Source organism: Acidobacteriota bacterium (assembly GCA_026393755.1).
GTDB lineage: Bacteria > Acidobacteriota > Vicinamibacteria > Vicinamibacterales > JAKQTR01 > JBAXOX01.
In genome coordinates this window covers 14,429-39,379 of record JAPKZO010000032.1, presented here as the reverse complement: position 1 = coordinate 39,379, position 24,951 = coordinate 14,429, and the positions used below count along the sequence as shown (strand labels likewise).

Sequence of the window (24,951 nt, the reverse complement as noted above, 5' to 3'; positions counted from 1 at the left end):
GGGCCTCAGCTGGTTTCGCGCCAGTAGTCGAGCAGATCGCGCAGGGTCACTTCAAACGGAATCTCCGGTTTCCAGCCGATCTCACTCGTCATCCGCGACGGATCGCCCAACAGCAGCGGCGTGTCGTTTGGCCGGAGCCGATCCGGATCCTGCTGCACGTTGACCGGCACGCGCGCGAGGGCGATCAAGCCGTCGAGCAAATCGCGCATGACTCGCGCGTGACCGGAGCAAACGTTGTAGATGCGTCCGGGCTGACCGCGCTCGGCCAGAGCCACGTACGCCCGCACCGTGTCACGCACGTCGGTGAAGTCGCGGCGGGCGTCGAGATTGCCGACGCGAATGACCGGATCGGTCAGGCCCGCCTCGATCCGGGCAATCTGGCGCGCGACCGCGGAGCCGAAGAACGACGCGTCCTGGCGTGGCCCGAGATGATTGAACGATCGCGCGACGACCACAGGGATCCCGTCGTGGAGGGTGGCCCGCCGGGCAGCCAACTCGGTGGCGATCTTGCTGATGGCGTACGGATTGGCCGGCTCGAGCGGATCGTCTTCACTGAGCGCATGGTCGGCCGGCCGGTAGACATACGCCGAACTCGGGATGACGACTCGTGTCCGCAGTCCGGCCGCGCGAATGCCCTCGATCAGGGGGTGCGTCGCCAGCACGTTGATGGCCAGGGTGTCCGCGGACGCTCCCCATGACTGGCCCGCGTGCGGCGCGCCCGCCAGATGGTAGATCACGTCGGGCGCGAGGCCCGCGATGGCCCGCCGCACGACATCGCGATCGAGCAACTCGATTTCGAGCCATTCCACCCCGGGGTACCGCGCCTGGACCTCGGCGCCGATGCCAGGACGCCTCCACCCGACCACGCGGCAGTCGCGCGGCAGCAGGACGTCGAGCAGGTGGCTGCCGGCGAATCCGGCGGCGCCGGTGATCAGGACGATCTGGCGACCGCTCATGGGTGCTCCGCCTCCGTCACGCGCACCGCGCGTCGAATCGTTGTGGCCGCATTCGGGAATCGGCGCACTCAGGCACCACGGCGCGTTTCATACTGGGCCTGGTAGTAGGACTGGAAAGCCGGATCGTGGTGGGTAATCGGCTCCCACCACCAGCGATTGTCGCGATACCAGTCGACGGTGGCGCGAAGCCCGTCGGCAAAGGCCACCTGCGGCGTCCATCCAAAGCCCTTGAGCTTCGTCGTGTCGAGCGCATACCGGCGATCGTGGCCCACGCGGTCGGCCACCGGCGTGATGAGTGTCGCCGGTCTGCCGGCCAACTGGAGGATTTGCCTCGTCAGCTCGACATTGGGAACCTCGTTGCCGCCGCCGATGTTATAGACCTCGCCGGGTTCGCCCTTCTCCAGGAGCAGATCGATGCCGCGGCAGTGATCGTCGACGTGGAGCCAGTCCCTCACGTTCAGGCCGTCACCGTAGAGCGGCAGGCCGCGATCCTCGAGGGCGTTGGTGATGAACAGCGGAATGACCTTCTCGGGAAACTGGTTGGGGCCGTAATTGTTCGACGCCCGCGTGATGACGACCGGTACGTGATAGGTGGCCCAATAGCTGTAGGCCAGCCGGTCGGCGCCGGCCTTGCTCGCCGAATACGGGTTGCGCGGTCGCAGTTCGTCGGTTTCCTTTGATGCGCCGGTGGGCACGGAGCCGTAGACCTCATCGGTCGAGATCTGCACGAAACGCCGCAGACGGGGCGCCTGGCGCGCCGCTTCGAGCAGCACAAACGTCCCGAGAACATCCGTGCGAATAAAGGCGCCCGCGCTCTGCAGCGATCGATCCACGTGGGTCTCGGCCGCGAAGTGCACGACGATCTCCGACGCCTTGACCAGAGGCGCCGACACGAGTTCGTCGCCGATGTCTCCCTGGACGAACCGATGGCGCGGATCGGCCATCACGTCCCGCAAATTCTCGAGTCGCCCGCAGTACGTCAACTTGTCGAGCGTCGTCACCCGCCAGTCCGGGTGCGTGCGAAGCGCATACCGGACGAAATTGCTGCCGATGAACCCGGCGCCGCCCGTCACCAGAACCTCAATCATGCTCAGCCGTCCCTCTGTGCCCGAACCCCGACCCCCGAATCTAGCCTGCCCCCTACCCGTCCTTGCGCGTCCAGTCGTACGGCAGCACGCCATGGGGCTCCGCGCGATACTCGTCAGGATTGTCGTATCGGTACACCTCGGTCGGGATGTTCACCACCAGCGACATCTCCGGGCCGATGGTCTTCCAGCCGTGGTACACCAGATTCGGCACCACCACCAGGCTGCGATTCTGATCGCCCAGGCAGAACTCGTTGATGGCTCGGTAGGTGGGCGAATCCGTGCGCGAGTCGTACAGCACCAGCTTGACCATGCCCGCAATGCAGACGAAGTGGTCCACCTGCACCGTGTGGTAGTGCCACGCCTTGACGACGCCCGGGTAGGTGGCCGAGATGTAGGTCTGGCCGAACTTGGTGAAGAAGGGATCGTCGGCGCGCAGCATCTCGAGCAGGTAGCCGCGTTCGTCCGCAATCAACTTCAGGGGTTTCACGAGGACGCCGGCGATGCGCGGCGACTTGACGCCTGGTTCCGAGTACTTCGCGGGTTCAGCCACGGTGTGTTCCTTCCAGGTTGAAGGCGGGTCGCCCCGGCGCAAGGCTATCGGGTCGTGCCGCCGCCCAGCGCCCCGAAGATGTTGGAAAACGTGCCGATGCCTGCCAGCGTGATGGCCACGTTCCAGCGGTGGTCCTTCGTGACGCGGGGATTATAGCCGCCAAGGTAGAGCCCGCTGAAGTCGAACGTCTGATACTCCACGATCACACCACAGCACTGCGCGTTGTAGAAGCCGACGAACCGGCGCTGCAGAAACGTGTTGTGCTCGAGGTCCCAGTTGAACGAGACGTGGCCGCCCAGCCGGTTCTTGTTGAAACTCAGCGACGTGTCGTGGTTGAGATAGTGGCTGATGGCGGCGAGGCCGACCCCAGAGGGTCCGAAGTTCCGCTTGTTCCAGCCGGTCGAGGTGACCAGCCAATCGCTGAGCCTGAATGTGCCCGCCGCGCTGAATGACAGAAACGTGCTCGCGTACGTGTTGTACTCGGTTCGGAACGTCGCGCTCAGGTTGTCGGTGGGGGACACCGCCGCGTCGAGCGAAATCGGCGACATCTTCTGCGGCCGGGCCACGGGCACGTACAGGCTCGACGTGTACGCCGGGTCGTACTGGGACGCGCGCGCATCGGTGTAGTAGGTCTGTTGAATCCCTACGCTGAGCACCTGCCGGCTCTGTGCGGCCACCCCGCCGATCTTCCGCTTCGCGTAGAAGCGGTTTCTCAGGCCGAACTGAACCTGCGTGGAACCGCCGACGATGGTGTCGGTCCCGTCGATCTTGACGATCTGATCGAAGTTGTCGATCGAGGTCAGCCGCTGGACGGTGAACCACGGCTCAATCGTGTGCTTGATCTTCTCGGCGTACCGGCCGCCCGGTGTGCTCCAGACGCGATTGAACACCGGCCCGACAAACTGCGCCGACATGTTGAAGTACGTGCGATCGATCGGCTCCTGCACCTGAACGCCCGACGCGTTGAGACTCTGATTCCACCTGGTGAACCGCCAGCCCAACGACGAATTGACGGTGAAAAACGGCCAGCGCGTGAATGGAAACCGGATGCTGGGCCCGACGTCGATGCGTGACAGCCCCGTGTCCAGCGCCGTCCGGATGCCCGCCGCGTCGGTGGTCACCGTCTCGCGGACCAGGCCTGCGAACTCGCCGCCGAGGCCGAAGTAGAGGGGGGACCCGAACAGCGGCTGTTCCTTGCGCGACAGCGAAAAGCGCGGGGTCGCCCCGGTGACCGTCGATTGCGTGGAATTGTAGAAGGTCTCGGACCGGTCGAACGTCACGGCGGCCCCGTAGGAACCCCAGTTGCCGTTGATGCCCCCGCCGTAGTACCGCGTGTTCATCGTCGCGTTGAGCACGTCGGTGCTGTAGGTCTGCTGGACCGAGACGCTCGAGAAATAGTCGAGCCGCGCCCTGGCCTTCAGGTTGAGCGGCAGATTCTGGAAGGCCGAACCTTGCAGCTGGAAACTCTGGCGTCCGGCCGTTGACACCTGCGTTCCGGTGACCGGGCTCGTATACGCGATGGCCCTCTCGTTGAGGCGGTAGAAGCGCAGGTTGCTGCTTGAACCTCCGCTGGCGACGCGGCGATACTCGGTTCCGAAACCGTATCCGGTCTTCGAGAACCAGTCCACCATGAAGGTGGCATCCTGGCTTCGGCCGAAGGCCCAGAAAAACGCGTTGCTGAGCGTCTGGCCCCGCAACGACGACGTGCCGTATACAGGCAGAAGGATCCCGGTCGCGCGGTCCTCCTTGTTGATCGGGTAATAGACGACCGGCAGGTAGAGCACCGGCACGCCCTTGACTTTGACCACCGCGTTTCGAAGCATCGCGTAGTGGTTGACGTTGACCACCACCGAACTGGACGTGAGCATCCAGCGCGGGTTGGCCTGCACGCAGGTCGTGAAGCCGCCCTTGGTGATCCGGTACTTGCGGTAGCCGATCTTCTCGATCGTCTCACCGTAGAAGAGGACCTCGGTCTCCTGCGCGCCGAACTGGTTTCTGGGCTTCCTGGGGTTGTCCTCGATCTGGGAACTGCCTGACGCATGGTGGAAGACGCCTAGCTTGGTCCGCGTATTGAATTCGAGCGATTCGGCGGAAATCCGCTCCGTGAGCGTGGTGAGCGTCACGTTTCCCTTGGCGGTGAGCAGATCCTTGTCGGTGAAGATCTCCATCTCGTCGGCGGAGATCTTGACGTTGTCCTTTTCCACCTCGACATCGCCTATCAACTTCCAGTGGTTGTCGCCGAGGCGCTCGGCGTGCCACTGGAGGTTCGAATTGATGCCGGGCACCGATGGGACAGGCGGCTGGACCTGTCGCGCGAGCGCGGGTGACGCGGCCAGCGCGAGCGCCGACAGCGTCGCCAACAGGAGTCGATTCATGCGTTTCGAAGGTTACCACGGAGGGCGCACCCCGCCAACCGGACAGAGGCGCCCGTCGCCCCTGGCTTCGGCGTCCCACGGGCCCGGCAAGAGGGTGTGTCTGGCCGGTCCAGGAGTTCCGGTTGACATAGATCTATAATTCCAATCAATGTTGATGAACAGGGGTCGGGCACATGCTCGGGTCACGTATGACATGTGTCCCGACCCCTGTTCACCCCAGGCCGGGCCCCACCCACGCCCACCAAGGAGCATCATCATGTCGAACATCAAGGACGTTGTGAAAGAAAAGTACGGCCAGGCGGCGCTGCGCGTCGTCAGCGGTAACGCCGGAAGTTGCGGCTGCGGATGCGGCCCGGCCCCGCTGGGAGCCGTCGATCCGATTACCGCCAACCTGTACGGCGGAGAACAGACCCGTGGGCTGCCGGCCGACGCTGTGATCGCCTCACTCGGATGCGGCAACCCGACGCTGCTCGCGCAGTTGAACCCGGGAGAGGTCGTGCTCGATCTCGGATCCGGCGGTGGCATCGACGTGCTGCTGTCGGCGAGACGCGTCGGGCCGACGGGCAAGGCCTACGGCCTGGACATGACCGATGAAATGCTCGCCCTGGCCCGCACCAATCAACAGAAGGCCGGCGCCACCAATGTGGAGTTTCTGAAAGGGGAGATTGAGCAGATCCCGCTGCCGGACCACTCGGTCGACGTGATCATCTCGAATTGCGTGATCAACCTGTCGGCCGACAAGGACAAGGTCCTCGCCGAGGCCTTCCGGGTGCTCAAGCCGGGCGGCCGCTTTGCGGTCTCTGATGTCGTGGTTCGGGGCGAGATCCCTGCCGCGATCCGCCGCAACGTGGAACTGTGGATTGGCTGCCTCGCGGGCGCGCTCGACGAGTCGGACTACCTGGCGAAACTGGGCCGGGCGGGCTTCGTTGATGTGTCGATCGAGCCCACCCGCGTCTACCGCGCAGCGGATGCGCGCGAGTTCCTCGAGGGCCACGGCATCGACATCGACCTAATCGCGCCGCTTGTCGACGAGCGCTTCTACAGCGGCTTCATCCGCGGCCGCAAGCCGGGCGTCTGATGTCGATCGCGAAGCTCCGCCTCAAATCGCCGAGTGCGCCTGCCGGCTGTAGGGGTACGGCATGCCGTGCCCCTACTTCATCTTCACCACATTGCCGTCGATGTCCAGGTTGACAATCGGAGCGATGCCGGTCGCCTTGAGCGGGCCCTCGATGGTAGCCCGGTCCCCGACGATCACAATCGCGAGGTGATCGAGATCGATGTACTGTCTCGCGACGCGCACGACGTCGGCGGCAGTCACCGCGCCGACCGCCGCGCCGAACTGGTGGTAGTAGGTGTCGGGCAGGCCATCGACGGCCAGTTCTCGAATCGACCCATTGATGCCGCTGATGGACGCGAACTCCTCCGGAAGGCTCTGGACCAGCGCGTCCTTGGCAGTCTTCAGTTCCTCGTCCGTGACGGGACGGGCGCCGCCGATGCCCCGCAGTTCCTTCATGAATTCAATCAACGCCACGTCGGACTTGGCCGAGATGATGTCGCCCCCGGCACGAAACGCTCCTGGCCCATGGCCGAAGCCGAACGATGAGCCGACGCCGTAGCTCAGGCCCTTCTCCTCGCGAATGTTGGCGTTGAGCCGCGACTGGAAAAGCCCTCCCAGCATCGTATTCATCACTTGAAGCGCGTAGTAGTCCTTCGTGTGGCGCGCGGGGCCGGGCAGGCCAATGGCAAACGTCGATTGGGCCGCTCCCGGCTTGTCCACGAGGTAGATGGCGGTTGCCGCCGGCTTCGGGAGCGATGGGTAGGCGAACGCGGGCCTCGACCCGCCGGCCGGCCACGCGGCGAGCGCCTTCTCGACCGTGGTCCTGACCGTCGCCGCCGCCACGTCACCCGTCACGATGATGACCGCTCTGCCGGGCTGAAAGTACGCCTTGTGCAGCGCGACCACATCGTCTCGCGTAATGGCCTTGAGGGTGGCCTCGGTGGCGACCGCTCCGAACGGATGCGCGTGTCCGTAGATCGTCATCGGAAACACGTTTCTGGCGATGGACCCGGGCTGCGACCGCGCCTGTGTCAGGCTGACCAGTCGCTGGGCGCGGAGCCGCTCGAGCGCGTCGGCGGGGAAGGTGGAGTTGAGCAGCATGTCGGCGAGGATGTCGAGCGTGGCGCCGAACTTCCCGCTCGTCGAGACAAAACTCATCGATCCCGATTCTGCGCCGATCCCGACTGCGACCGTCGTGCCGAGCATCTGCAGAGCGTTCGACAGCGCCTCGCCGTCGCGCGTCTTCGTGCCTTCGCTGAGCATCGCGGCGGTCAGGCCCGCGAGGCCGCGCCGGTTCGGCGCTTCGTCCTGCGCCGAGCCGCCGAGAATCGTCAGCGAGAACGACACGAGCGGCAGGCCGTGTCGCTCCGACACGATCAGTTCCGCGCCGTTGGCCAGCGCCGACCTGGTCCACGTCGGCACGCGCAGCACGGGCGTCCGGCCGGCTGGCGGGATCTTCGTGCGATCCAGGACGGGCGCCGCCTGCGTTGGTGTCGTCGCGGCAGGCCGCGCTGGCGGGGGCTTGAGTCCCGTCTGCTGCGCGCCGACCGGCGCCATCCCGTTGGACAGCATGACCAGCGCGGCGATGGCGATTGAGCTGCGTGTGAACCGGGCGAGTAGCGTCTTCATCGCTGCACCTCCGCGCGAGGCAGATTGTCGGCCGTGACCTTCCTGCTCTGACCAGGCTTCGAGGCCTCGTCGGCCTTGCCGACTGGCACGATGCTCAACACGACACGGCCGGCAGTCAGGTACGTGTTGGCCACCCGCGTCACGTCGGCGCCTGTCACGGTCAGGTACTTCCTGTACTGCGCCTTGAAGTACCCGGCATCCCCGTGGAAGCCCGCGCCGTCGCAGAGCGTCATGGCCTTGCCGAGATTCGATTCGAGCCCGCGCAGGTAAGACAACTCGAGGCCCGCCGCCGCGCGCTTGATCTCGTCAGCAGTGGGGCCGTCCTTCTTGAACGCGGCGATGATGGCGTCCACCTGCGCCTCGATATCGGTAAGAGAGTTCCCCGGACGCGGCGTGATGATCACCGCGAACTCGCCGACATCCTCGTTCGAGTTCTGGTACGCACCGACCGATGCCGCCGCCTGCCTGTCGTACACGAGCGCCTTGGTCAATCGGGCCGTGCGGGGGCCCGACAGGATGGCTCCCATCACATCGAGCGCAAACTGGTCGTCGCTCCTCTCGCCAACCGTCGGCCACTGGATGTACAGGCGCGGGACCTGCACCTTGTCCTCGTACACCAGGTGCTGCTCGCCGGCGAGCCGCACCGGGTTCACCGCGGGCCGCGTGACGGGCTTGCCTCTGTGGATGTCCGTAAAGTACTTCGCAACCCACGCCTTCGCCCGCGCCGGCTCAAAATCGCCGGTAATCGCCAGAAACGCATTGTTGGGCGCGTAGTAGAGGCGGAAGAAGTTTTTGACGTCCTCTTCGGACGCCGCAGACAGATCAGCCATGCTGCCGATGACATCCCACGAATACGGGTGCGATTCCGGGTACGTCGCGTGCGACAGGATCTCGGACGCCAGCCCGTAGGGTTGATTGTCCACGCCCTGGCGGCGCTCGTTCTTGACGATGTCGCGCTGTGCATTCAATTTGGCGAGATCGAGCGTGTCGAGAAGGAAGCCCATGCGGTCGGCTTCGATCCACAGCGCCGATTCCAGGTAGTTGGAGGGAACCGTCTCGAAGTACGTCGTGCGATCGTTCGAGGTGGTCCCGTTGTTGTTGCCGCCGACGCCTTCGGTCAGCCTGTCGTGCAGCCCGTACGGCACATGGCCGGAGCCGGTGAACATCACGTGCTCGAACAGGTGCGCGAATCCCGTGCGCCCGGGCACCTCGTTCTTCGATCCGACGTGATACCAGACATTGACCGCGACGGTCGGTGTCGTATGGTCGACCGACAGAATGACGGTCAATCCATCGGCGAGCGTGTAGGTTTCAAACGGGATCTTGATGGTGTCTGTGGCGGCGCCGGCGTCTCGGGCGGGCGGGCGTTGCGCCGCCGCGAGACAGGCCAGAGCCAGCAGGCCAAGTCCGGCGATCCGCCGACTGGTAGTGAGCACGATGGCTGTTCTCCTTGGGAAGGGGGAGCGTACGTGACGATTATATATACGGCGGTGCGGTGAGGTGCGCGCGCGAAGCCCCAAAACGACTCCGGGCGGTGCAGGCGTCCAGGTGCCGGGCCCCCATCCGGCATCCTTCCGCCACACACCGCCCGTTCTTGATGCGGCGTCGCTCAGACTGTCTTCCTGCGCGCCGCGAGCTTGTCGGCCTTCGCCTTCCGCCGGCCCGCCAGGTACGCCTCTCCCGGCGCCCAGTGCGGGCTCACCGCCACCGCGATGTTCATGAAGCCGTCGGTCGCAAGCCGCTTGACACCGCGGGCGGCGTACCCGGCCAGCATCGCGAAGCCCACGAAGGGCAGGAACACCACGTAGAGAGCGCCCATGAAGGGAGCCATCAGCAGGAACAGGAAGGTCGGGATTCGGGCGTAGCGCCGATCCGACCCGCCCGGCAGGAGACCGCCCTCGGCGGGGATCATTGCCATGTCCCACGCCCTGGCGCTCCAGTAGAACCCGTAGTTGACCTTGGTGCCGCCTTCGTGTGCCATGATGTCCTTCTTTCTATATAAGTGCCGGTTCGTTGCTCTCTGTTCCGTCTCTCGCTCTCAGCTTCTAGACATAATGTACGGCAGCGCGCCAATTTCCTCAATCGGGTTGATGCCCTGATTTGCTGGGAAAAAGTGCGGATATTCATGTCCGAAAGTGCGGATTCGGCTCCGAGCAACACCCCGGCAGCAGGGGGACAAACGCCGGAGATTACGGCCGGAAAGCACCCCCGCCCCGACTTCGCTCGTTGAGCTGCGGTCGCGGGCTCGCCGTAGCGCTCTGGCGCGGATGCGGACAGCCACACCGGGAGCATGGCCACGCCGGATCGTGGCGATACAGGTATGCGTGATCGAGCATTTCTGCATACCGGCCCCCTTCTCTTGCCGCCGCCAGATTCGGCTATCGAAGACTAATCAGCCGCCCATCGTCGAGCAGCCAGCAATCCCCGGAGAAGCCTGACTCCGCGACCAGCGCACGCAGCCGGCGAACGGCTTCGTTCCGCTCGTAGCGGATTGATAAATGGTACAGGAGCAGGCAGCCGACGCCGGCCGCCCGCCCGACAGCGAGCGCTTCGCCGACCGTGGCGTGGATGTCCCACTTGCGATCGTCTCCGTCGAGAAACGTCGCGTCGTGGACGAGCAGATCGGCCTTGGCCACCAGGTCGGCTGGAATCGGCATGCTGTCGCCAGTGTGCGCAAAGACCACGTGGCGGTACTCCTCCATGACGGCCTCGCGGCCCATCGTGCGGACTCGCTCGCGCACGTCGGATTCGGGCAGTCCCGCGAACTCGGCCCTGAGATGCCGGCGCAGGTCGAGGACGCGATATCCCAGCGTCAGCTCGGACATGCCGTGACGGGACGCGAACGACTGCAGCACGAGCGTTCGGCCGCACCGATGCTCGTCGCCGGCCTTCATACCGATCCACGTCACCGGGAACTGCTCGTGCGGCCAGAGGCGGCCCGCCAGGTCGTGGATAGTCTCGACTGCCGCCGAGCCCTCGGGATACAGAATCGTAAGAGGCTTGTCCTGCGCACCCTTGCTGAAGCGACGCGAGGCGATGAACCCAGGAAGGCCCAGCAGGTGGTCCGCGTGGCCGTGCGTGATCGCGACGATGTCCGGTGCCCACACCCGCTGGCCGAGGGCCAGTTGCAGTCCTTCGCCCGCGTCAATCAGCAACTGAAGCGGCCGGTGCCACAGCCAGTTGCTGTACATGGCTCGAGAGAAGCCGGAGATCGTGTTCTGGAGTGCCAGCACTGAGAACCATAGTAACCCGGCCGTCCCGCTGTTGCGCGCCGGAAGGTTCCCTTCTATTCGTCAGTCCGTCCGTGACGACCGTGGAAGCGTGGGCACGATCGCCCCCAGCAGGTAGATCGAACCGGCCACGCAGATGACCCGCGCGAACTGGAACGCGCAGGCGATCGCCTTGGACGGATCGGGTTCGATCTCGACAGGCAGTTCGGGCGCAAGGCGCGAGACCAGCGCGCCGAGGTCGCCTGGAGGCGCGGCGCGCGGCGATGGCGGGGACGTCAGGATGATCCGCGTCGCGCGGGGGAGCAGCGCGCGCAGCATGCCTGTGATGTCCTTGTCCCGCATCGCACCGAATACCAGCGGCAGGCCCTCGGGATAGGCGTCCCGGAGGTAGGCGCCGAGGCATTCGGCCCCGGCCGGATTGTGTGCGGCGTCGAGCAGCACCTGGCGCCCGTCTTCGAACGATACCAGTTCGAGCCGGCCGCGCCACCGGACCTTCGTGAGGCCATCGACGACCGCGCGCGGCGGCACCGGGATACCGGCCGCATCCAGCGCCTCGAGGAGCCGCACGGCCACCACCGCGTTGGCGACTTGATGAGTGCCGCGCAGGGCCAGCGTGCACGGACCGTATGATCGCTCCGGCGTTCTCAGGCGTACCGTCGTCAATCCGGACGCAGATGAGGCAGACACGTCCACCCCTTCCCATGCCTTGACGAGCGACGCCCCCTGACGCCGGCAGACCTCATCGATGACCTCGATTGCCTCCCGCTTGCGTTCGCCGCACACGACGGCCATGCCTGGCTTGATGATGCCCGCCTTCTCGGCGGCAATGGCTCGAATCGTATCGCCAAGCAGCGCCTGATGATCGAGATCGATCGTGGTAATCGCGCCGGCCACCGGCGTCGCCACGGTCGTGGCATCGAGGCGTCCGCCGAGGCCGACCTCCAGCACGGCGATGTCGACCGAACGCCGGCGGAACAGGATCAGGGCCATCGAGGTGGCGACTTCGAAGAACGTGGGCTGGGCGGGCAGGCCGCCCTGTTCGAGCAGGCGATCGACGGCGGCGCGCACCTCATCGAGCGAGGCAGCCACCTCGGCGTCGGTCACCATCTCGCCGTCGACGACGAACCGCTCGCCGAGCGAGACCAGGTGCGGAGACGTATACAGGCCCGTTCGATGTCCTGCCGCCGTGAGTGCCCGGGCGACCATGGCCGAGGCCGACCCTTTGCCGTTGGTGCCCGCGACACAGACGGTGCGGTAAGCGGCCTGGGGCCGTCCCAGAGCCTCGGTCAGAGCTGTGATGTTGTCGAGGCCGAACTTGTGACCGTGAAACTCGAGGCCGAAGAGATATTCAAGATTCACACCGGCTTCTTCTCACCCGCCCTCATGAACCGCAGCGCCCGGGCAATGGTGGCCTTGAGTTCGCGCCGATCCACGACGACGTCGAGCATGCCGTGTTCGATGAGGAATTCGCTGCGCTGAAACCCTTCGGGCAGTTTCTGGCGGATCGTCTGTTCAATCACGCGCGGCCCCGCGAAACCGATGAGCGCTTTGGGCTCGGCGATATTCAGGTCCCCCAGCATCGCGAAGCTCGCCGTGACGCCCCCGGTGGTTGGATCGGTGAGCACCGAGATGTACGGCAGCCCGGCGCGGTCGAGGCGCGCGAGCGCCGCGGAAACCTTGGCCATCTGCATCAGGGACAGCGCGCCCTCCATCATGCGCGCGCCGCCCGAGCAGGAGACGATGATGACGGCCGAGCGCTCGGCCAGAGCGCGCTCGATTGCGCGCGTGATCTTCTCGCCGACGACCACGCCCATGCTGCCGCCGATGAACCCGTACTCCATCGCCGCAATGTGGACGGGAATCCCGTCGAGCAGGCCCCGTGCCGTCACGACCGCGTCTCGCCGCCCCGTGGCCTTCATCGAGGACAACAGCCTCTCGCGATAGGGCTTCGTGTCGGTGAACACCAGCGGGTCGGTCGACATCAAGTCGGAGTCGTACTCCTCCCACTCCCCGTCGAACAGCGACCGCAGCCGCTCGGCCGCCGTCAGGCGAAAATGATGCCCGCACTTGCCGCAGACGTGCAGGTTGGTCTGCAGATCCTTGTTATAGATGACCTGGCTGCACGACGGACACTTGACCCACAGGCCTTCCGGGACGCGGACCGTCGTGTCCTTCGTGGCGGCGATCGGCGACTTCTTGTCCTTCTTGAACCAGGGCATTCACGTGACAGCTTATCAAAACGGCGACACGCGTGTCAGAAGCAAGGAGCACGGAGCATTCTTGCTTCTTACTTCCTGCCTCTTGCTTCCGTCCGTCAAGACGTCCGTGGCACGTAGTACTGCGTGCCGCGGCCGAGTGTCTTGATCTGCCGGACCAGGTCGTCGACCGCTTCGTCGCTCCGGCCGAAGTCGATCTGCGACGTCTCCACAACCAGCAGGGGTGTCGTCGTGTAGTGGAAGAAGAAGTGCTGATAGGCTTCGTTCAACCCCTTCACGTAGTCCGGATCGGGCCGGAAGGTCTGCTGCTCGGGGTCGCGGCTACGCTCCTTGAGGCGCCTGGTCAACACGTCGGTCGGTGCCTGCAGGTAGACCACCAGATCCGGGCGTGGGATGTCGCGCGCCAGCAGTTCGTAGAGCCGCTGGTAAATGAACAGCTCGTTGTCGTTCAGGGCCAGGTACGCGTAGATGCGGTCCCGCTCGAACAGGTAGTCGCAGATAGTGACTTGGCTGAACAGCTCAGCCTGACGCAGCCCGGACAGCTGCCGGTGACGGTTCAGCAGGAAGAACAGCTGCGTCTGGAACGCAGCGCCCGGCCGGTCCTGGTAGAAGTCCCCGAGAAACGGATTCTCGGTGTCTTCGAGGATCGCCGTGGCGTCCACGCGTGCCGCCAGCCGTTCGGCCAGCGCCGACTTGCCGACGCCGATGGGGCCCTCAATGGCCAGGTAACGGTAGTCCAACTCTGGCCGAGTATACCGACCGCGTTGTGGGTGAAGCAAGGCGCGGTAACATACACTACTGTGAAAATCGAACACATTGAACTGCGACTGGTACGGCTGCCGCTGGTACGTTTCTTCGAAACCAGCTTCGGCCGGGTCTACGACCGGACGTTCCTCGTCACGAGACTCGATGGCGAAGGGGCGTTCGGATACGGCGAGTGCGTGGCTGACGACAACCCGTACTACAGCGCCGAAACGACCGAGACCGCGTGGCAGATCATCGGCGAGTTCCTCGTGCCGCTGGTCCTGGGCGTCCCCTTTGCGCATCCGCGGGAAGTCTTCGCGTCGATGCACCGCGTGCGGGGCCATCAGATGGCCAAGGCCGCCATCGAAATGGCTTCGTGGGATCTGTTTGCACGCCAGCAGGGGGTGCCGCTGAGAGAGGTGCTCGGAGGCACTCGAACCGAGATTGCCGCCGGCGTCTCGATCGGCATCCAGGATTCGCTCGAACAGCTGGCCGAGCGCGTGGCTGCCGAACTGGCCGACGGCTACCGCCGGATCAAGATCAAGGTGAAACCGGGGTGGGATGTGGAAGTTGTGGCGATGATCCGCGATCGCTTCGGCCCGATCCCGCTGATGGTGGACGCCAACGCCGCCTATTGTCTCGAAGACGCCGGCCACCTGGCCAGGTTGGATCAGTACAACCTGATGATGATCGAACAGCCCCTCGACTATGACGACATCGCGGATCACGCCGCGCTCCAGCGGCACCTGACCACCGCGATTTGTCTGGACGAATCGATCCACTCGGTCCGCGCCGGGCGCGACGCACTCGATGCCGAGGCCTGCCGCATCATCAACATCAAGCCGGGACGCGTCGGCGGACACGCCGAGTCGATCCGGCTCCACGACCTGTGTGCGGCGAGACACGTGCCGGTCTGGCACGGCGGGATGCTCGAGGCCGGCATCGGGCGCGCCCACAACCTTCATCTGTCGACCTTGCCGAACTTCTCGCTGCCGGGAGACGTGGCGGCCAGCCGGCGGTACTACCAGCCCGATTTGATCGAGCCCGGAATCGAAGTGCGACCTGACGGGATGATCCAGGTGCCCGATGGTCCCGGGACTGGCGTCCACGTCGTCGATGACCGGCTCGAACAGGCCACGCTGCGCCGGGTGGAGTTCAGGTTGTGAACGCCCCTAGCAGCCCGTGGTGGAAGTCAGTCTGCATTCGACCGACGCTGCATCCCGCCTCGCCGCGTTGCTCAACGCTCGAATATTCCCGATATTCTCGCGTTTCGCGCCTTGCGATCCGGGCGCATCGACGGTCTCGATGCGACGACCGACTTCCACCACGGGCTGCTAGCGGCCGCGCGCCCGTGCGCGATCGTCGCCGGTGTCACATCGGCGCTGTCGCCGCCGTGGCGATATGGTGGGCGATGGCCGCGGTCCCCGCGTCCGCGCAGCCGGCCGGGCCGTTGGCACCACCGACGTACGAACAGAAACTCGCGTGGATGCTGAGGCTCGAAGATCAGCGGATCCTGCGCGATCCGCCGCCGCCCGCTCCGGCTGCCCCGGCACCGCCCCCCCGCGCGACCGGCCGCAAGGCTGGCCGCACAATCGCTGCGTCCCCGGTGGTTGTCGCGTCGCCAGACCTGGTGCGGTTGCTCGGCGACGGTGAGGGACGGGTGCGACGGCGCGCCGCGCTCGCGATCGGCCGCGTCGGACTCGTGGAAGGCGTCGCGCCGCTCGCGAAGATTCTGGCCTCCGATGCGGAGCCAGAGGTCAGGCAGATGGCGGCGTTTGCGCTCGGCCTGATCGGGCAGCGCGCCGCGATCGAACCCCTCCGGACGGCGCTGGGCGACCCGTCGCCGCTGGTGCAGGGTCGCGCCGCTGAGGCGCTGGGCCTCGTCGGAGATGCCGCGTCCGCGCCGGCCGTTGCCGCCATGGCGGCCCGGCAGTTGGCGGCCAGTTCGGTGGCGACGCTCGATCCGGACGACCTGACTGACCCGCAGTTACCGGGCGTCGACGCGTTTCGGTTGGGCATTTACGCACTGGCGAGGCTGAAGGCTTACGACGCCCTCGCGTCGGTCGTGCTGGATGCGGCAGGACAGCCTCGGGCGCGGTGGTGGCCGGTCGCGTACGCGTTGTCGCGCACCGACGACAAGCGATTCGTGCCCGCGCTGATGACGTGGCTCGGCGGCAGCGGCAGTCTGACCCGCGCGTTCGCCGCGCGAGGCTTGCAGACCATTAAGGACGGCCGGGCCGTAGCCGCGCTCGCCTTGCGGGCCCAGGGCTGGCAGCAGGATCCTCGAGCCGCCGTGGCGGCGATCCGGGCGCTCGGGCAGTTGGGCGCGCCGGAAAGCGCAACCGTCATTCGAGGGCTGCTGCAGACACCCCTCCTCGACCCCAACCTCCGGCTCGAGACCGTTGCGGCGCTGGGTGCGCTTGGCGGTGGCGGCTCGATCGATCGTCTGATCGAGCTGGCCGCAGATCCCTGGCCCTCGATGCGCGCGGCGGCCTTGCGTGCGATGCGGCAGGTCGATCCGGACACGTTCCTCATGGTGCTCTCGAGTCTCGACGCCGACCCGCACTGGAGCGTCCGCGCCGCTCTCGCGTCGATCGTCGCGACGCTGGATCCCGCGGTCGCTGTGCCGCGTCTGACCGTGATGCTCGGGGATCGGGACGCGCGCGTGATCCCTGCGGTCGTCGAGGCGCTCGCCAGGTTGCATCCACCCGATCTCGGACCGACCCTGCTTCGCCTGCTGAAGCACGAGGATGTGATGGTCCGGGCGGCTGCGGCCACCGCCATCGGGGAGATGAAGCTTCAGGGCGGGGACGCGGCCCTGGCCGAGGCGTACCGCGCCGGCCTGGGCGACGGCATGTACCAGGCGAGAACGGCGGCACTCGGCGCGCTCACCAAGTACGGATCCGGCGCCGTCATGCCGGTGTTGAAGCAAGCGCTCGGCGACCGCGACTGGGCCGTGCGCGTGAGGGCGCTCGCCCTCGCGCGCGATCTCGATCCGGCCTCCGACCTCAGCGCGGCCATCCGCCCGGCTCCGGGGCCGTCGACCGATTACTACGCATCGCCGTCGCTCGTGTCGCCGCCCGTGTCGCCTCACGTGTTTCTCGAGACCGACAAGGGCACGATCGAAATCGAACTGGCTGTGCTGGATGCCCCGCTGACGGCGGCGAACTTCCTCGCCCTGGCGCGCAGTGGCGCCTTTTCAGGTGTGGCCATTCATCGCGTGGTCGCGAACTTCGTCGTGCAGGACGGCGACCCGCGCGGCGACGGCGAGGGAAGCCCGGGCTACACGATTCGTGACGAATTGAACGAGCGCCCGTTCCTGCGCGGCACGGTGGGCATGGCGCTCGACTGGGCGGATACCGGTGGCAGCCAGTTCTTCATCACGCACTCTCCGCAGCCGCACCTGGATGGGCGCTACACCGTGTTTGGTCACGTCGTTGCCGGCATGGAGTGCGTGGATCGGCTGCAGCAGTGGGACGTCATCCGCCGCGTGAAGACGTGGGACGGGATCGAACTGACAGTGAAATGAGGCCCGCCTTCGCCCCGACGTCGCTCTTCGAGCTTCGTCGAGGTCCGGCCGTAGCGCTTGGCGCGGAGGCGGACAAGGCTACGACGGGTCCCGGCCGTGCGAATGTGCATTGAGATCATGCGGCCGGAAAAAACAAAGGGGGCGACTGCCGCCCCCTCGCGTTCACGACTCAACAAGGCCTAGCGCTTCTTCGCGGCCTTCTTCGTCGCTTTCTTTGCGGTCTTCTTCGCCATCTTCATCCCCCCCTTCGGCGTTTATCGTGTGAGCAGGAACTCCCGTCTGCCGGGAGGTTGGACGCAAAAAACGGGGGTGAAGCCACCCCCGTGATCGAGTGAAGCGCTTAGCGCTTCTTGGCCGCCTTCTTGGTGGCCTTCTTCGCAGTCTTCTTCGCCATTTGTCCTCCTAGGATTGTAGCTGCCCAGCTGGTTACCGTCTTCGAACGATCACAAGCACTGGGCTGAGCAATCCAGGCTCATACAATATGTAGATTATGGGTGAGAAAAATACGATGTCAAGCACAAAGTGACGGAGGGCGATCAAATTCTTCCGATGCATCACGCTCAGCGCGAGGGAAATGCGGCGCTAGCGGCGAAGGCGGGCCAGCGCTTGCGTGGCCGCAGCGCGGGTCGACGCGTCGGCCCCGCCGACGCGCGTGGCCCACGTGTAGTTCGAGATGGCGCGCGCGCGATCGCCTGCCGCTTCGTACAGCCGGCCGCACCCGGCGAACGAACCGGCGACAAACGGCGCCGGCGGCGCCGGCCGCGCCTTCAGGGCCTGTTCGAAATCCACCAGCGCGCGAGCCCGATCCCCGGTGGCTTCCAGCACGCGGCCCCGCCGGAATCGATGGACGCCGTCGCCAGGCCTGAGGGCAACCGCGCGATCGAGTTGCCGGGCGGCTTCACCGAGCGCGCCCCGTTCGAAGCTGCGCCATCCTTCGAGTGAGAGCCGGTACGCCTCGGTCGTGCGCGCGTCTGGTGTTCGGGACAACCCGTCGCTGGCCGCCTTGCGGACTTCGAGCGGATCGTCAGGCGGCGCAGTGACCCGCGCGGCCACAAACTCCGCAACAGCCTTGTCGCGCCACCCGAGCCGATCGTACGCGCGGCCAAGTCCCAAGTGCGCCCTGGCGATCGCGCCGAACGGTTTCGCGGGCCGGCGCTCGAGGACGAGGCGGAGCTCGTCGACGGCCCGATCGGACTCGGCCAGCGCGTCCAACTGATCGGCGGCGCCGAGGCGGCCCCATGTTTCCGCCAGTTCGGCCTCCCGGAGACTGCCGCCGCGTGCCCCGTCCACCAGTGAGCGATACGCCTCGAGCGCGGCGATCCGATCGCTCCGGTAGATCTCGTGCAGCTGCGCGACATTCAGCAGGAACATCGGATTGTGCGGATGGCGGGCTCGCAATTCTTCGAGCAGCTCCAGGGCGCCGTCCGGGTTCTTCTCGTACCAGAGATAGATGAAATGCAGCTGATACGCGGCATCGCTCTTCAGCAGCACACCCTGGTTCCTGGTCTGGACCATCTGTCGCAGGCCGTTGACCTTGTCGCCTCCGGGCAGCAGCAGCAGCCATCGGAGAAACTTGAACACGGCCGGAGCGGTGTCGGCGTAGTACTCGTACATGCCGATGCCGAAATTGGCGTCCTGAATCTGGCTGTCGAGCGAGAGCGCCTTCTCGAGCGCGTTCTTGATGCGCTTGCCGTCGCGTGCGGCGGCCAGAAACTGGAATCGCTGCGCGTGATACTGCACGCGCGAGCCGTAGGCGGCACCCAGGTAGAACCACGCCTCCGCCCGTTCGGGCTCACGCGAGGTCCACTGGTCGCACCGCCGGATCGTCTCGGCCACCCGCGCGAGGAACGTGTCATCGAGGCTGTGATTGTCCAGGTCGAGATAGATCTGCCACCAGAGGGACGCTGCGCGAACGACATCGCACGCTTCGCTCGGCGCGGGTCCGCAGGCGCGGGCCAATTCAACCTCGGCCGCTTTGAAGTCCGCGTCGTAAACCAGGTTGTAGGCCCGCGCCAGGCCTTGCGCGTTCGTCAGCCCCTTGATCGGCGCCATGGCCGCATGGCCGCCGGCAATCGACGCGATCGTCAGCGCGAGCGCTGCGACGACCCATCGGGTCTGGCCGCGAGTGATCATGATACGGTGGTGCGGAAATCCTGTTTCTCGGCGTGTCGTTCGATCGCCAGGTCAATCAGGCCGTCGATGAGCGCCGCGTACCGCAGCCCGGTCGCCTCCCAGAGCTTGGGATACATGCTGATCGTGGTGAAGCCGGGAATCGTGTTGATCTCGCTGACGAACCACTCACCAGACTTTCCGTCGAGCAGGAAGTCGATGCGTCCCAGCCCGGCGGCATCGACCGCGAGGAACGCCTCGACGGCCAGCCGCCGCACCTCCGCAGTCTGCTCGGGACTGAGCGCGGCCGGAATCTTCAGCGTCGTTCCCTCGTCCAGGTACTTGGCTTCATAGTCGTAGAACTCCCGGGACGGGATAATCTCGCCCGGCACCGACGCTTCAGGCCGGTCGTTCCCGAGGACGGCCACCTCAATCTCTCTCGCGTTGGGGACGGCCGCCTCGATCACGAGCTTGCGGTCATACTGCGCGGCCAGGTCCAAGGCGTGCTCCAGCCCGGCCCGGTCCTTGGCCTTGCTGATTCCCACGCTCGATCCGAGATTGGCCGGCTTGACGAAAACCGGCAGCGCAAATCGCTGCATCAGATCGGCAATCACCCGCTCCCGATCGGTCAGCCAGTCGCGCCGCTTGATCACGACGTAGGCGGCCGTCGGCAACCCGCGCGCCGCGAAGAGCGTCTTCATCACGGCCTTGTCCATGCCCACCGACGAGGCCAGCACCCCGGCGCCCACATACGGCAGGTTGGCGAGCTCGAGCAGGCCCTGCACGGTCCCGTCCTCGCCGAATGGACCATGCAGAACGGGAAACACCACGTCGAGATGCATGCCGTGCACGACCGCGGAATCCACGGTCGTGTCGTGGTCCGATTCGCCGTCCGGCAGTCGCCGTTCGATGGTCAGCAGCGCCTGGTGGCCATTGGGGTACGCCACAAGATGCGCCTCCCGCTCGGTCCGCAACTGCCGCGCCTCCTGCTCCTTCATGTACTCCTTGGCCTCGGCCTCGGACTGCGCCGCCGGCTGCCGGTCGGGCACGATCCACCGCCCCTGCGGGAGGATGTAGAGCGCAACCGGATCGTACCGGTCGCGGGACAGGTTGGCGAACACAGAGGCGGCCGAACGGATCGAGACGAGATGCTCGCTCGATCGCCCCCCGAAGACGACGCCGATACGGATTTTTTTCACAGAGACCTAATATATCCTACGGTCCTATGTCCTCCCAATTCTCCTTCCGCGTGCTGACGACCCAGGGTGCGGCCCGCAGGGGAGAAATGACCACCGCCCACGGCATCGTCCAGACGCCCGCGTTCATGGTGGTGGGCACACGTGGCGCGGTCAAAGGGCTGACGCCGCGCGATCTGGCGGGTGAGGGTGTCGAGATCATCCTCGGCAACACCTACCACCTCTGGCTGAGGCCGGGAGATGGCGTGATTGCCAGACAGGGCGGCCTGCACCGGTTTATGGGCTGGGATCGCCCGATTCTCACCGACAGCGGGGGCTTCCAGGCGTTCAGCCTCGGCGAGCGCCGGCGAATCAGGGAAGAGGGCATTCACTTCCGCTCGCATCTGGATGGGTCGGAACTTCTGCTGACGCCGGAAGGCGCCACCGATATCCAGGCACAACTTGGGTCGGACATCGCGATGGTGCTCGACGAGTGCCTGGCTCAGCCGGCGTCGTTCGAGGCGGTACGCGAGTCGACCGAGCGGACGGCCCGCTGGGCCGAGCGCTGCCGGGAACGATTTCTCCAATTGCAGGCCGGCGAAAAAGGGGCCAGGCCCCTTTCTTCTGATGATGCCGAAAAAGGGGCCAGGCCCCTTTTCCCGGTCATCACCAATCCGGGCCAGGCCCAGTTCGGCATCATCCAGGGCGGCACGGACCCGTCGCTCCGGGCGATGAGCGTCGAACGCACGCTGGGGGTGGGATTCGAGGCTTATGCCATTGGCGGACTGAGCGTGGGCGAACCCGCCGACATTATGTACTCTGTCGTCGAGCATACGGCCCCCCAGTTGCCGGCCGACCGGCCCCGTTACCTGATGGGCGTGGGCACCCCTCTGGATCTGGTGGAGGCGGTGGCGAGGGGCATCGACCTGTTCGACTGCGTCATGCCGACCCGAAACGCCAGGAACGGCCAACTGTTCACGAGCCACGGCCGGCTGACCATCAAGAACGCACAATACGCCGAGGACCCCCGGCCGCTCGACCAGAATTGCGCCTGTTACACCTGTTCGAACTTCTCGAGAGCGTACCTGAGGCACCTGGCTCTGGCGGGAGAAATGACCGGCGCCATCCTGAACACTGTTCACAATGTGCGGTTCTACCTTGACACAATGGCGCGAATCAGAGAGGCTATAGTTTTTGGCTCGTTGGGAAATTTGCAGCAATCACTGCGCGTAACTTTTTCCCGCCAGTTGTGTGACTCATGACCCAAACAGGCATTCTTTCTCAGGGCCTCGTGCTGTCGATGGCCGCGCCGGCCGAGAGTGGCGCCAACCCCTGGGTGCAACTGATCCCGTTCGCCCTCGTGCTGGCCATCTTCTACTTCCTGATTCTGCTGCCCATGCAGCGGAAGCAGAAGAAGGTGCAGCAGTTTCTCAACGCGCTCAAGGTCGGCGATCGAATCGTGACCACCAGCGGCATTTACGGCCAGATCACGAGGCTCGCCGACAAGAGCGTTCAGGTCCAGATCGCCGACAAGGTCCGGATCGACATCAGCAAGGCGGCGGTGGCCGGGTACCAGGGCCAGGACCCGGTCGCGCCCGAATCAGCGAATCAGTAGACATATGAAGAACCAGCGCATGAGGGTGCTGACCTCGCTCGTGGTGCTCGTCGCCGCGGCCTGGTTTTTTTATCCGCTCTACCCGTATCCCTTCGAAGGCATCCGGCTGAAGCTGGGGCTTGACCTCAAAGGTGGCGTGCACCTCGTGCTCCGCGTCAACACCGACGACGCCCTGCGTCTCGATACAGAGACCACCATGGAGCAGCTGCGGGAGACGGTGGACGGCAAGGGGATTTCCAGCGCGGTCTTCACGGTGATGCCCCCGATGCAGTTCAAGGTTGAGGGCATCCCGCAGAATCAGGACGGCGCGTTCCGCGAGGCGGCCAACGAAGTGCAGGCCTCCTACAACCGGGAATCCGGCGTCGGCGGCACTTACACCTTCACGATGAAGCCGAACGTGGTCGTGCAGTTGCGTGAAGACGCGGTGACCCAGGCGCGGCAGACCATCGAACGGCGCGTGAACGAGCTGGGCGTGGCCGAGCCGGTGATCGCGCAGACGGGCACCAACAACGACCAGATCATCGTTGAACTGCCGGGGATCACCGAGGTGGCGCGCGCAGAGGAGATCATCCGGTCGACGGCGCTGCTCGAGCTGAAGATCGTCGAAGACGGTCCCGCCGGGACCAAGGAGAATCTGCTCCAGTCTCGCAGCGGGGCGATTCCCAACAACATGGAAGTCGTGCCCGGCGTGGGCGATTCGTCGCAGCGCGGTGAGCGGGCCGAGACGGTGTTCTATCTGGTCCGGAAAGTCGCGGTGGTGACGGGGCGCGACCTGCGGAACGCCAAGCCGACCATCGACGAGACTGGCCGGCCGGCGGTCAGTTTCTCGCTGAATCAGGACGGCGCCCGGAAATTCGGCAAGGCGACCGGCGAGAATATCGGCCGCCGCCTGGCGATCATCCTGGACGGGCGGGTCCAGTCGGCGCCGAACATTGAAAGCCGGATCACCGACGAGGGCCGCATCTCAGGCGGCGCCTTCACGCAGCAGGAGGTCCAGGATCTCTCGCTCGTGCTGCGGTCGGGCGCGCTGCCGGCGTCGCTCACGTACCTCGAAAAGAACACGGTCGGCCCGACGCTCGGTGCCGACTCGATCCGGTCCGGCGTCATCGCATCAGCGGTGGGCTTGTTGCTGATCATGCTGTTCATGCTGGTCTACTACAAGCTGTCAGGCATCAACGCGATCGTGGTGTTGTGCTTCAACCTCACGATCCTGCTCGGGCTGATGGCCTATCTCGGGGCGACCATGACGTTGCCGGGCATCGCGGGCTTCGTGCTGACGATGGGCATCGGCGTGGATTCGAACGTGCTGATCTTCGAGCGCATCAAGGAGGAACTCGCCGCGAAGCGGGGCGTGCGTCAGGCGCTCGATGCGGGCTTCAGCCGGGTCTTCCTCACCCTGCTCGATACGCACATCGCGTCGCTGATTTCGGCGGCCTTCCTGTTCCAGTTCGGCACCGGTCCGATCCGCGGGTTTGCCACCACGTTGTCGATCGGGTTGGTGGCCAACCTGTTTACGTCCACATTTGTCTCGAAGACGATTTTCGAGCTGGTTCTGTCGGGCCGAAAGGTCCAGACGCTGAGCATCTAGCGAACAACGGCTGGCACCATGCAGATCTTCCATAATCCGAACTACAACTTCCTCAGATGGCGCTGGCACGCGCTGATCCTGTCGTGGATTGTCATCGCGGCGGGCATCGGCGTCATCGCCACCAAGGGTTTGGCCCTCGGTGTCGAATTCTCCGGCGGCACCATCGTCATCCTCAAGTTCGACCAGACCCCGAGCATCGAACAGGTGCGATCGGCCCTCGATGCCGAGAAGGTCGGCGGCGGCGGGCAGAACATCGTGGTCCAGCGCTACGGCGACGAATCGCAGCGCCAGGTGATGGTGCGGCTGCCCCATTCGGGCGAAGAGCAGGGCACCAGCCTCACCAGGACGGCTGACGAGGTCGTGAAGGCGGTCAAGGATGCGAACCTGGGTGGGTTCACACAGGTTGGTTCGCAGGTGGTCGGCCCGATCGTCGGCCGGGAGTTGACCCAGAAGGGCTTCTGGGCGACGGTGCTCTCGCTGGCGGGATTGCTGGTGTACATCGGCTTCCGGTTCAGGCTGAGCTTCGGCGTCGGGGCCGTTGTCGCGACGTTCCACGACCTGCTCGTGACGCTGGCCTTCCTGGCGTTTTTCCGCTACGACATGTCGCTCAATGTCATCGCGGCCATTCTGACGGTGACCGGCTACTCGACCAACGACACGATCGTGATCTTCGATCGAGTTCGGGAAAACCTCAGGGGGATGCGTCGTGACGCGATTGACGAGGTGGTGAACCGATCCGTCAATCAGACGTTGAATCGAACCATCATCACCGCCGGCACCGTGCTCATGAGCGTCATTGCCCTGTATATCTGGGGCGGAGAGGTGCTCAAGGGCTTTGCGTTCACCATGATCGTCGGCACGATCACGGGCACTTATTCGAGCGTGTTCATCGCCGCCGCCATCGTCACGTTCTGGCGTGGCAAGCGCGCGCCGAAGGTGCCAGTCGCCCCGTCGGTCTCCGTCGACCCTGGGCCGAAGAAGAAGAACAACAAGCGGGACCGTGCGTAACAGCTCGGTTCTGCGTGGCTGGATTCCGGCGTTCCGCCTTCGCCCCCACATCGTTCCGGGGCTACAGCGGGACAAGTCGCCG

Annotated in this window: 20 protein-coding genes; 7 read left to right on the top strand and 13 right to left on the bottom strand. The window is 65.4% G+C overall.

The features are described 5' to 3' along the window. Positions 1-5 precede the first annotated feature (5 nt). From NTV05_13850 to NTV05_13835, 4 genes are all read right to left on the bottom strand, one after another. Positions 6-956: a GDP-mannose 4,6-dehydratase gene (locus NTV05_13850; GenBank protein ID MCX6545479.1), complete on the bottom strand. Its 951-nt coding sequence runs from the start codon at positions 954-956 to the stop codon at positions 6-8. Between the two features lie 68 nt (positions 957-1,024). Further along, the gene (gene rfbB / locus NTV05_13845) at positions 1,025-2,041 is read right to left on the bottom strand and encodes a dTDP-glucose 4,6-dehydratase (protein MCX6545478.1); all 1,017 of its coding nucleotides are present in this window, start codon (positions 2,039-2,041) and stop codon (positions 1,025-1,027) included. Positions 2,042-2,096: 55 nt separating this feature from the next. Next, entirely contained in the window at positions 2,097-2,594 is a 498-nt protein-coding gene (locus NTV05_13840; protein ID MCX6545477.1) for a dTDP-4-dehydrorhamnose 3,5-epimerase family protein, read from the bottom strand. Between the two features lie 44 nt (positions 2,595-2,638). Further along, positions 2,639-4,969 carry a hypothetical protein gene (locus NTV05_13835; protein ID MCX6545476.1) on the bottom strand — a complete coding sequence of 777 codons (2,331 nt, stop codon included), beginning with the start codon at positions 4,967-4,969 and terminating at the stop codon, positions 2,639-2,641. Positions 4,970-5,225: 256 nt separating this feature from the next. On the opposite strand from NTV05_13835, the gene NTV05_13830 reads away from it, so the two are divergent. Further along, a complete protein-coding gene (locus NTV05_13830) occupies positions 5,226-6,047 on the top strand; it encodes an arsenite methyltransferase (protein ID MCX6545475.1) in 822 nt (273 codons plus the stop codon). A 72-nt stretch (positions 6,048-6,119) separates the two neighbouring features. On the opposite strand, the gene NTV05_13825 is transcribed toward NTV05_13830, so the two are convergent. The 7 genes from NTV05_13825 to NTV05_13795 all read right to left on the bottom strand — a co-directional run bounded on the left by NTV05_13825 (position 6,120) and on the right by NTV05_13795 (position 13,841). After that, positions 6,120-7,655: a pitrilysin family protein gene (locus NTV05_13825; GenBank protein ID MCX6545474.1), complete on the bottom strand. Its 1,536-nt coding sequence runs from the start codon at positions 7,653-7,655 to the stop codon at positions 6,120-6,122. Then, positions 7,652-9,091 carry a pitrilysin family protein gene (locus NTV05_13820; protein ID MCX6545473.1) on the bottom strand — a complete coding sequence of 480 codons (1,440 nt, stop codon included), beginning with the start codon at positions 9,089-9,091 and terminating at the stop codon, positions 7,652-7,654. The genes NTV05_13825 and NTV05_13820 overlap by 4 nt, the downstream gene beginning before the upstream one ends. A 173-nt stretch (positions 9,092-9,264) precedes the next feature. Further along, positions 9,265-9,636 carry a hypothetical protein gene (locus NTV05_13815; protein ID MCX6545472.1) on the bottom strand — a complete coding sequence of 124 codons (372 nt, stop codon included), beginning with the start codon at positions 9,634-9,636 and terminating at the stop codon, positions 9,265-9,267. Positions 9,637-10,033: 397 nt separating this feature from the next. Beyond that, complete coding sequence (locus NTV05_13810) at positions 10,034-10,888, bottom strand: MBL fold metallo-hydrolase (GenBank protein ID MCX6545471.1); 855 nt, start codon at positions 10,886-10,888, stop codon at positions 10,034-10,036. A gap of 60 nt (positions 10,889-10,948) precedes the next feature. Beyond that, on the bottom strand, positions 10,949-12,244 hold the full coding sequence (locus tag NTV05_13805; protein MCX6545470.1) for a bifunctional folylpolyglutamate synthase/dihydrofolate synthase: 1,296 nt from the start codon (positions 12,242-12,244) through the stop codon (positions 10,949-10,951). Then, the gene (gene accD, locus NTV05_13800) at positions 12,241-13,104 is read right to left on the bottom strand and encodes an acetyl-CoA carboxylase, carboxyltransferase subunit beta (protein MCX6545469.1); all 864 of its coding nucleotides are present in this window, start codon (positions 13,102-13,104) and stop codon (positions 12,241-12,243) included. Before accD ends, NTV05_13805 begins: the two co-directional genes overlap by 4 nt. A 95-nt stretch (positions 13,105-13,199) precedes the next feature. Beyond that, positions 13,200-13,841, bottom strand: a complete 642-nt coding sequence (locus tag NTV05_13795; protein MCX6545468.1) for a deoxynucleoside kinase — start codon at positions 13,839-13,841, stop codon at positions 13,200-13,202. Positions 13,842-13,901: 60 nt separating this feature from the next. Here NTV05_13795 and menC point away from each other — a divergent pair, with 60 nt between their 5' ends. Both menC and NTV05_13785 read left to right on the top strand, forming a co-directional pair. After that, positions 13,902-15,011, top strand: a complete 1,110-nt coding sequence (menC, locus tag NTV05_13790; protein ID MCX6545467.1) for an o-succinylbenzoate synthase — start codon at positions 13,902-13,904, stop codon at positions 15,009-15,011. A 245-nt stretch (positions 15,012-15,256) separates the two neighbouring features. After that, positions 15,257-17,374 carry a HEAT repeat domain-containing protein gene (locus tag NTV05_13785; protein ID MCX6545466.1) on the top strand — a complete coding sequence of 706 codons (2,118 nt, stop codon included), beginning with the start codon at positions 15,257-15,259 and terminating at the stop codon, positions 17,372-17,374. A gap of 582 nt (positions 17,375-17,956) precedes the next feature. Here the strand turns inward: NTV05_13785 and NTV05_13780 are convergent. Both NTV05_13780 and NTV05_13775 read right to left on the bottom strand, forming a co-directional pair. Next, positions 17,957-19,507 (bottom strand): hypothetical protein, encoded by a 1,551-nt coding sequence (locus NTV05_13780; protein ID MCX6545465.1) that lies wholly within the window; start codon positions 19,505-19,507, stop codon positions 17,957-17,959. Beyond that, positions 19,504-20,682, bottom strand: a complete 1,179-nt coding sequence (locus tag NTV05_13775; protein MCX6545464.1) for a D-alanine--D-alanine ligase — start codon at positions 20,680-20,682, stop codon at positions 19,504-19,506. The genes NTV05_13780 and NTV05_13775 overlap by 4 nt, the downstream gene beginning before the upstream one ends. 26 nt (positions 20,683-20,708) lie before the next feature. Between NTV05_13775 and NTV05_13770 the strand changes: the two genes are divergently transcribed. From NTV05_13770 to secF, 4 genes are read left to right on the top strand one after another with little or no spacing between them, the layout of a single operon-like run. Then, positions 20,709-21,920 (top strand): tRNA guanosine(34) transglycosylase Tgt, encoded by a 1,212-nt coding sequence (locus NTV05_13770; GenBank protein MCX6545463.1) that lies wholly within the window; start codon positions 20,709-20,711, stop codon positions 21,918-21,920. Beyond that, complete coding sequence (gene yajC, locus NTV05_13765) at positions 21,917-22,273, top strand: preprotein translocase subunit YajC (protein ID MCX6545462.1); 357 nt, start codon at positions 21,917-21,919, stop codon at positions 22,271-22,273. The genes NTV05_13770 and yajC overlap by 4 nt, the downstream gene beginning before the upstream one ends. 19 nt (positions 22,274-22,292) lie before the next feature. Beyond that, positions 22,293-23,861 carry a protein translocase subunit SecD gene (gene secD / locus NTV05_13760; GenBank protein MCX6545461.1) on the top strand — a complete coding sequence of 523 codons (1,569 nt, stop codon included), beginning with the start codon at positions 22,293-22,295 and terminating at the stop codon, positions 23,859-23,861. An 18-nt stretch (positions 23,862-23,879) separates the two neighbouring features. After that, the gene (gene secF / locus NTV05_13755) at positions 23,880-24,869 is read left to right on the top strand and encodes a protein translocase subunit SecF (GenBank protein MCX6545460.1); all 990 of its coding nucleotides are present in this window, start codon (positions 23,880-23,882) and stop codon (positions 24,867-24,869) included. The last annotated feature ends 82 nt before the right edge of the window (positions 24,870-24,951 follow it).

Coding starts and splice junctions, on each gene's coding strand:
- NTV05_13850 (MCX6545479.1), bottom strand. CDS start 956: ATGAGCGGTCGCCAGATCGTCCTGATCACCGGCGCCGCCGGATTCGCC.
- NTV05_13835 (MCX6545476.1), bottom strand. CDS start 4,969: ATGAATCGACTCCTGTTGGCGACGCTGTCGGCGCTCGCGCTGGCCGCG.
- NTV05_13830 (MCX6545475.1), top strand. CDS start 5,226: ATGTCGAACATCAAGGACGTTGTGAAAGAAAAGTACGGCCAGGCGGCG.
- NTV05_13825 (MCX6545474.1), bottom strand. CDS start 7,655: ATGAAGACGCTACTCGCCCGGTTCACACGCAGCTCAATCGCCATCGCC.
- NTV05_13815 (MCX6545472.1), bottom strand. CDS start 9,636: ATGGCACACGAAGGCGGCACCAAGGTCAACTACGGGTTCTACTGGAGC.
- accD (MCX6545469.1), bottom strand. CDS start 13,104: ATGCCCTGGTTCAAGAAGGACAAGAAGTCGCCGATCGCCGCCACGAAG.
- NTV05_13785 (MCX6545466.1), top strand. CDS start 15,257: ATGGCCGCGGTCCCCGCGTCCGCGCAGCCGGCCGGGCCGTTGGCACCA.
- NTV05_13780 (MCX6545465.1), bottom strand. CDS start 19,507: ATGATCACTCGCGGCCAGACCCGATGGGTCGTCGCAGCGCTCGCGCTG.
- NTV05_13770 (MCX6545463.1), top strand. CDS start 20,709: ATGTCCTCCCAATTCTCCTTCCGCGTGCTGACGACCCAGGGTGCGGCC.
- yajC (MCX6545462.1), top strand. CDS start 21,917: ATGACCCAAACAGGCATTCTTTCTCAGGGCCTCGTGCTGTCGATGGCC.
- secD (MCX6545461.1), top strand. CDS start 22,293: ATGAGGGTGCTGACCTCGCTCGTGGTGCTCGTCGCCGCGGCCTGGTTT.
- secF (MCX6545460.1), top strand. CDS start 23,880: ATGCAGATCTTCCATAATCCGAACTACAACTTCCTCAGATGGCGCTGG.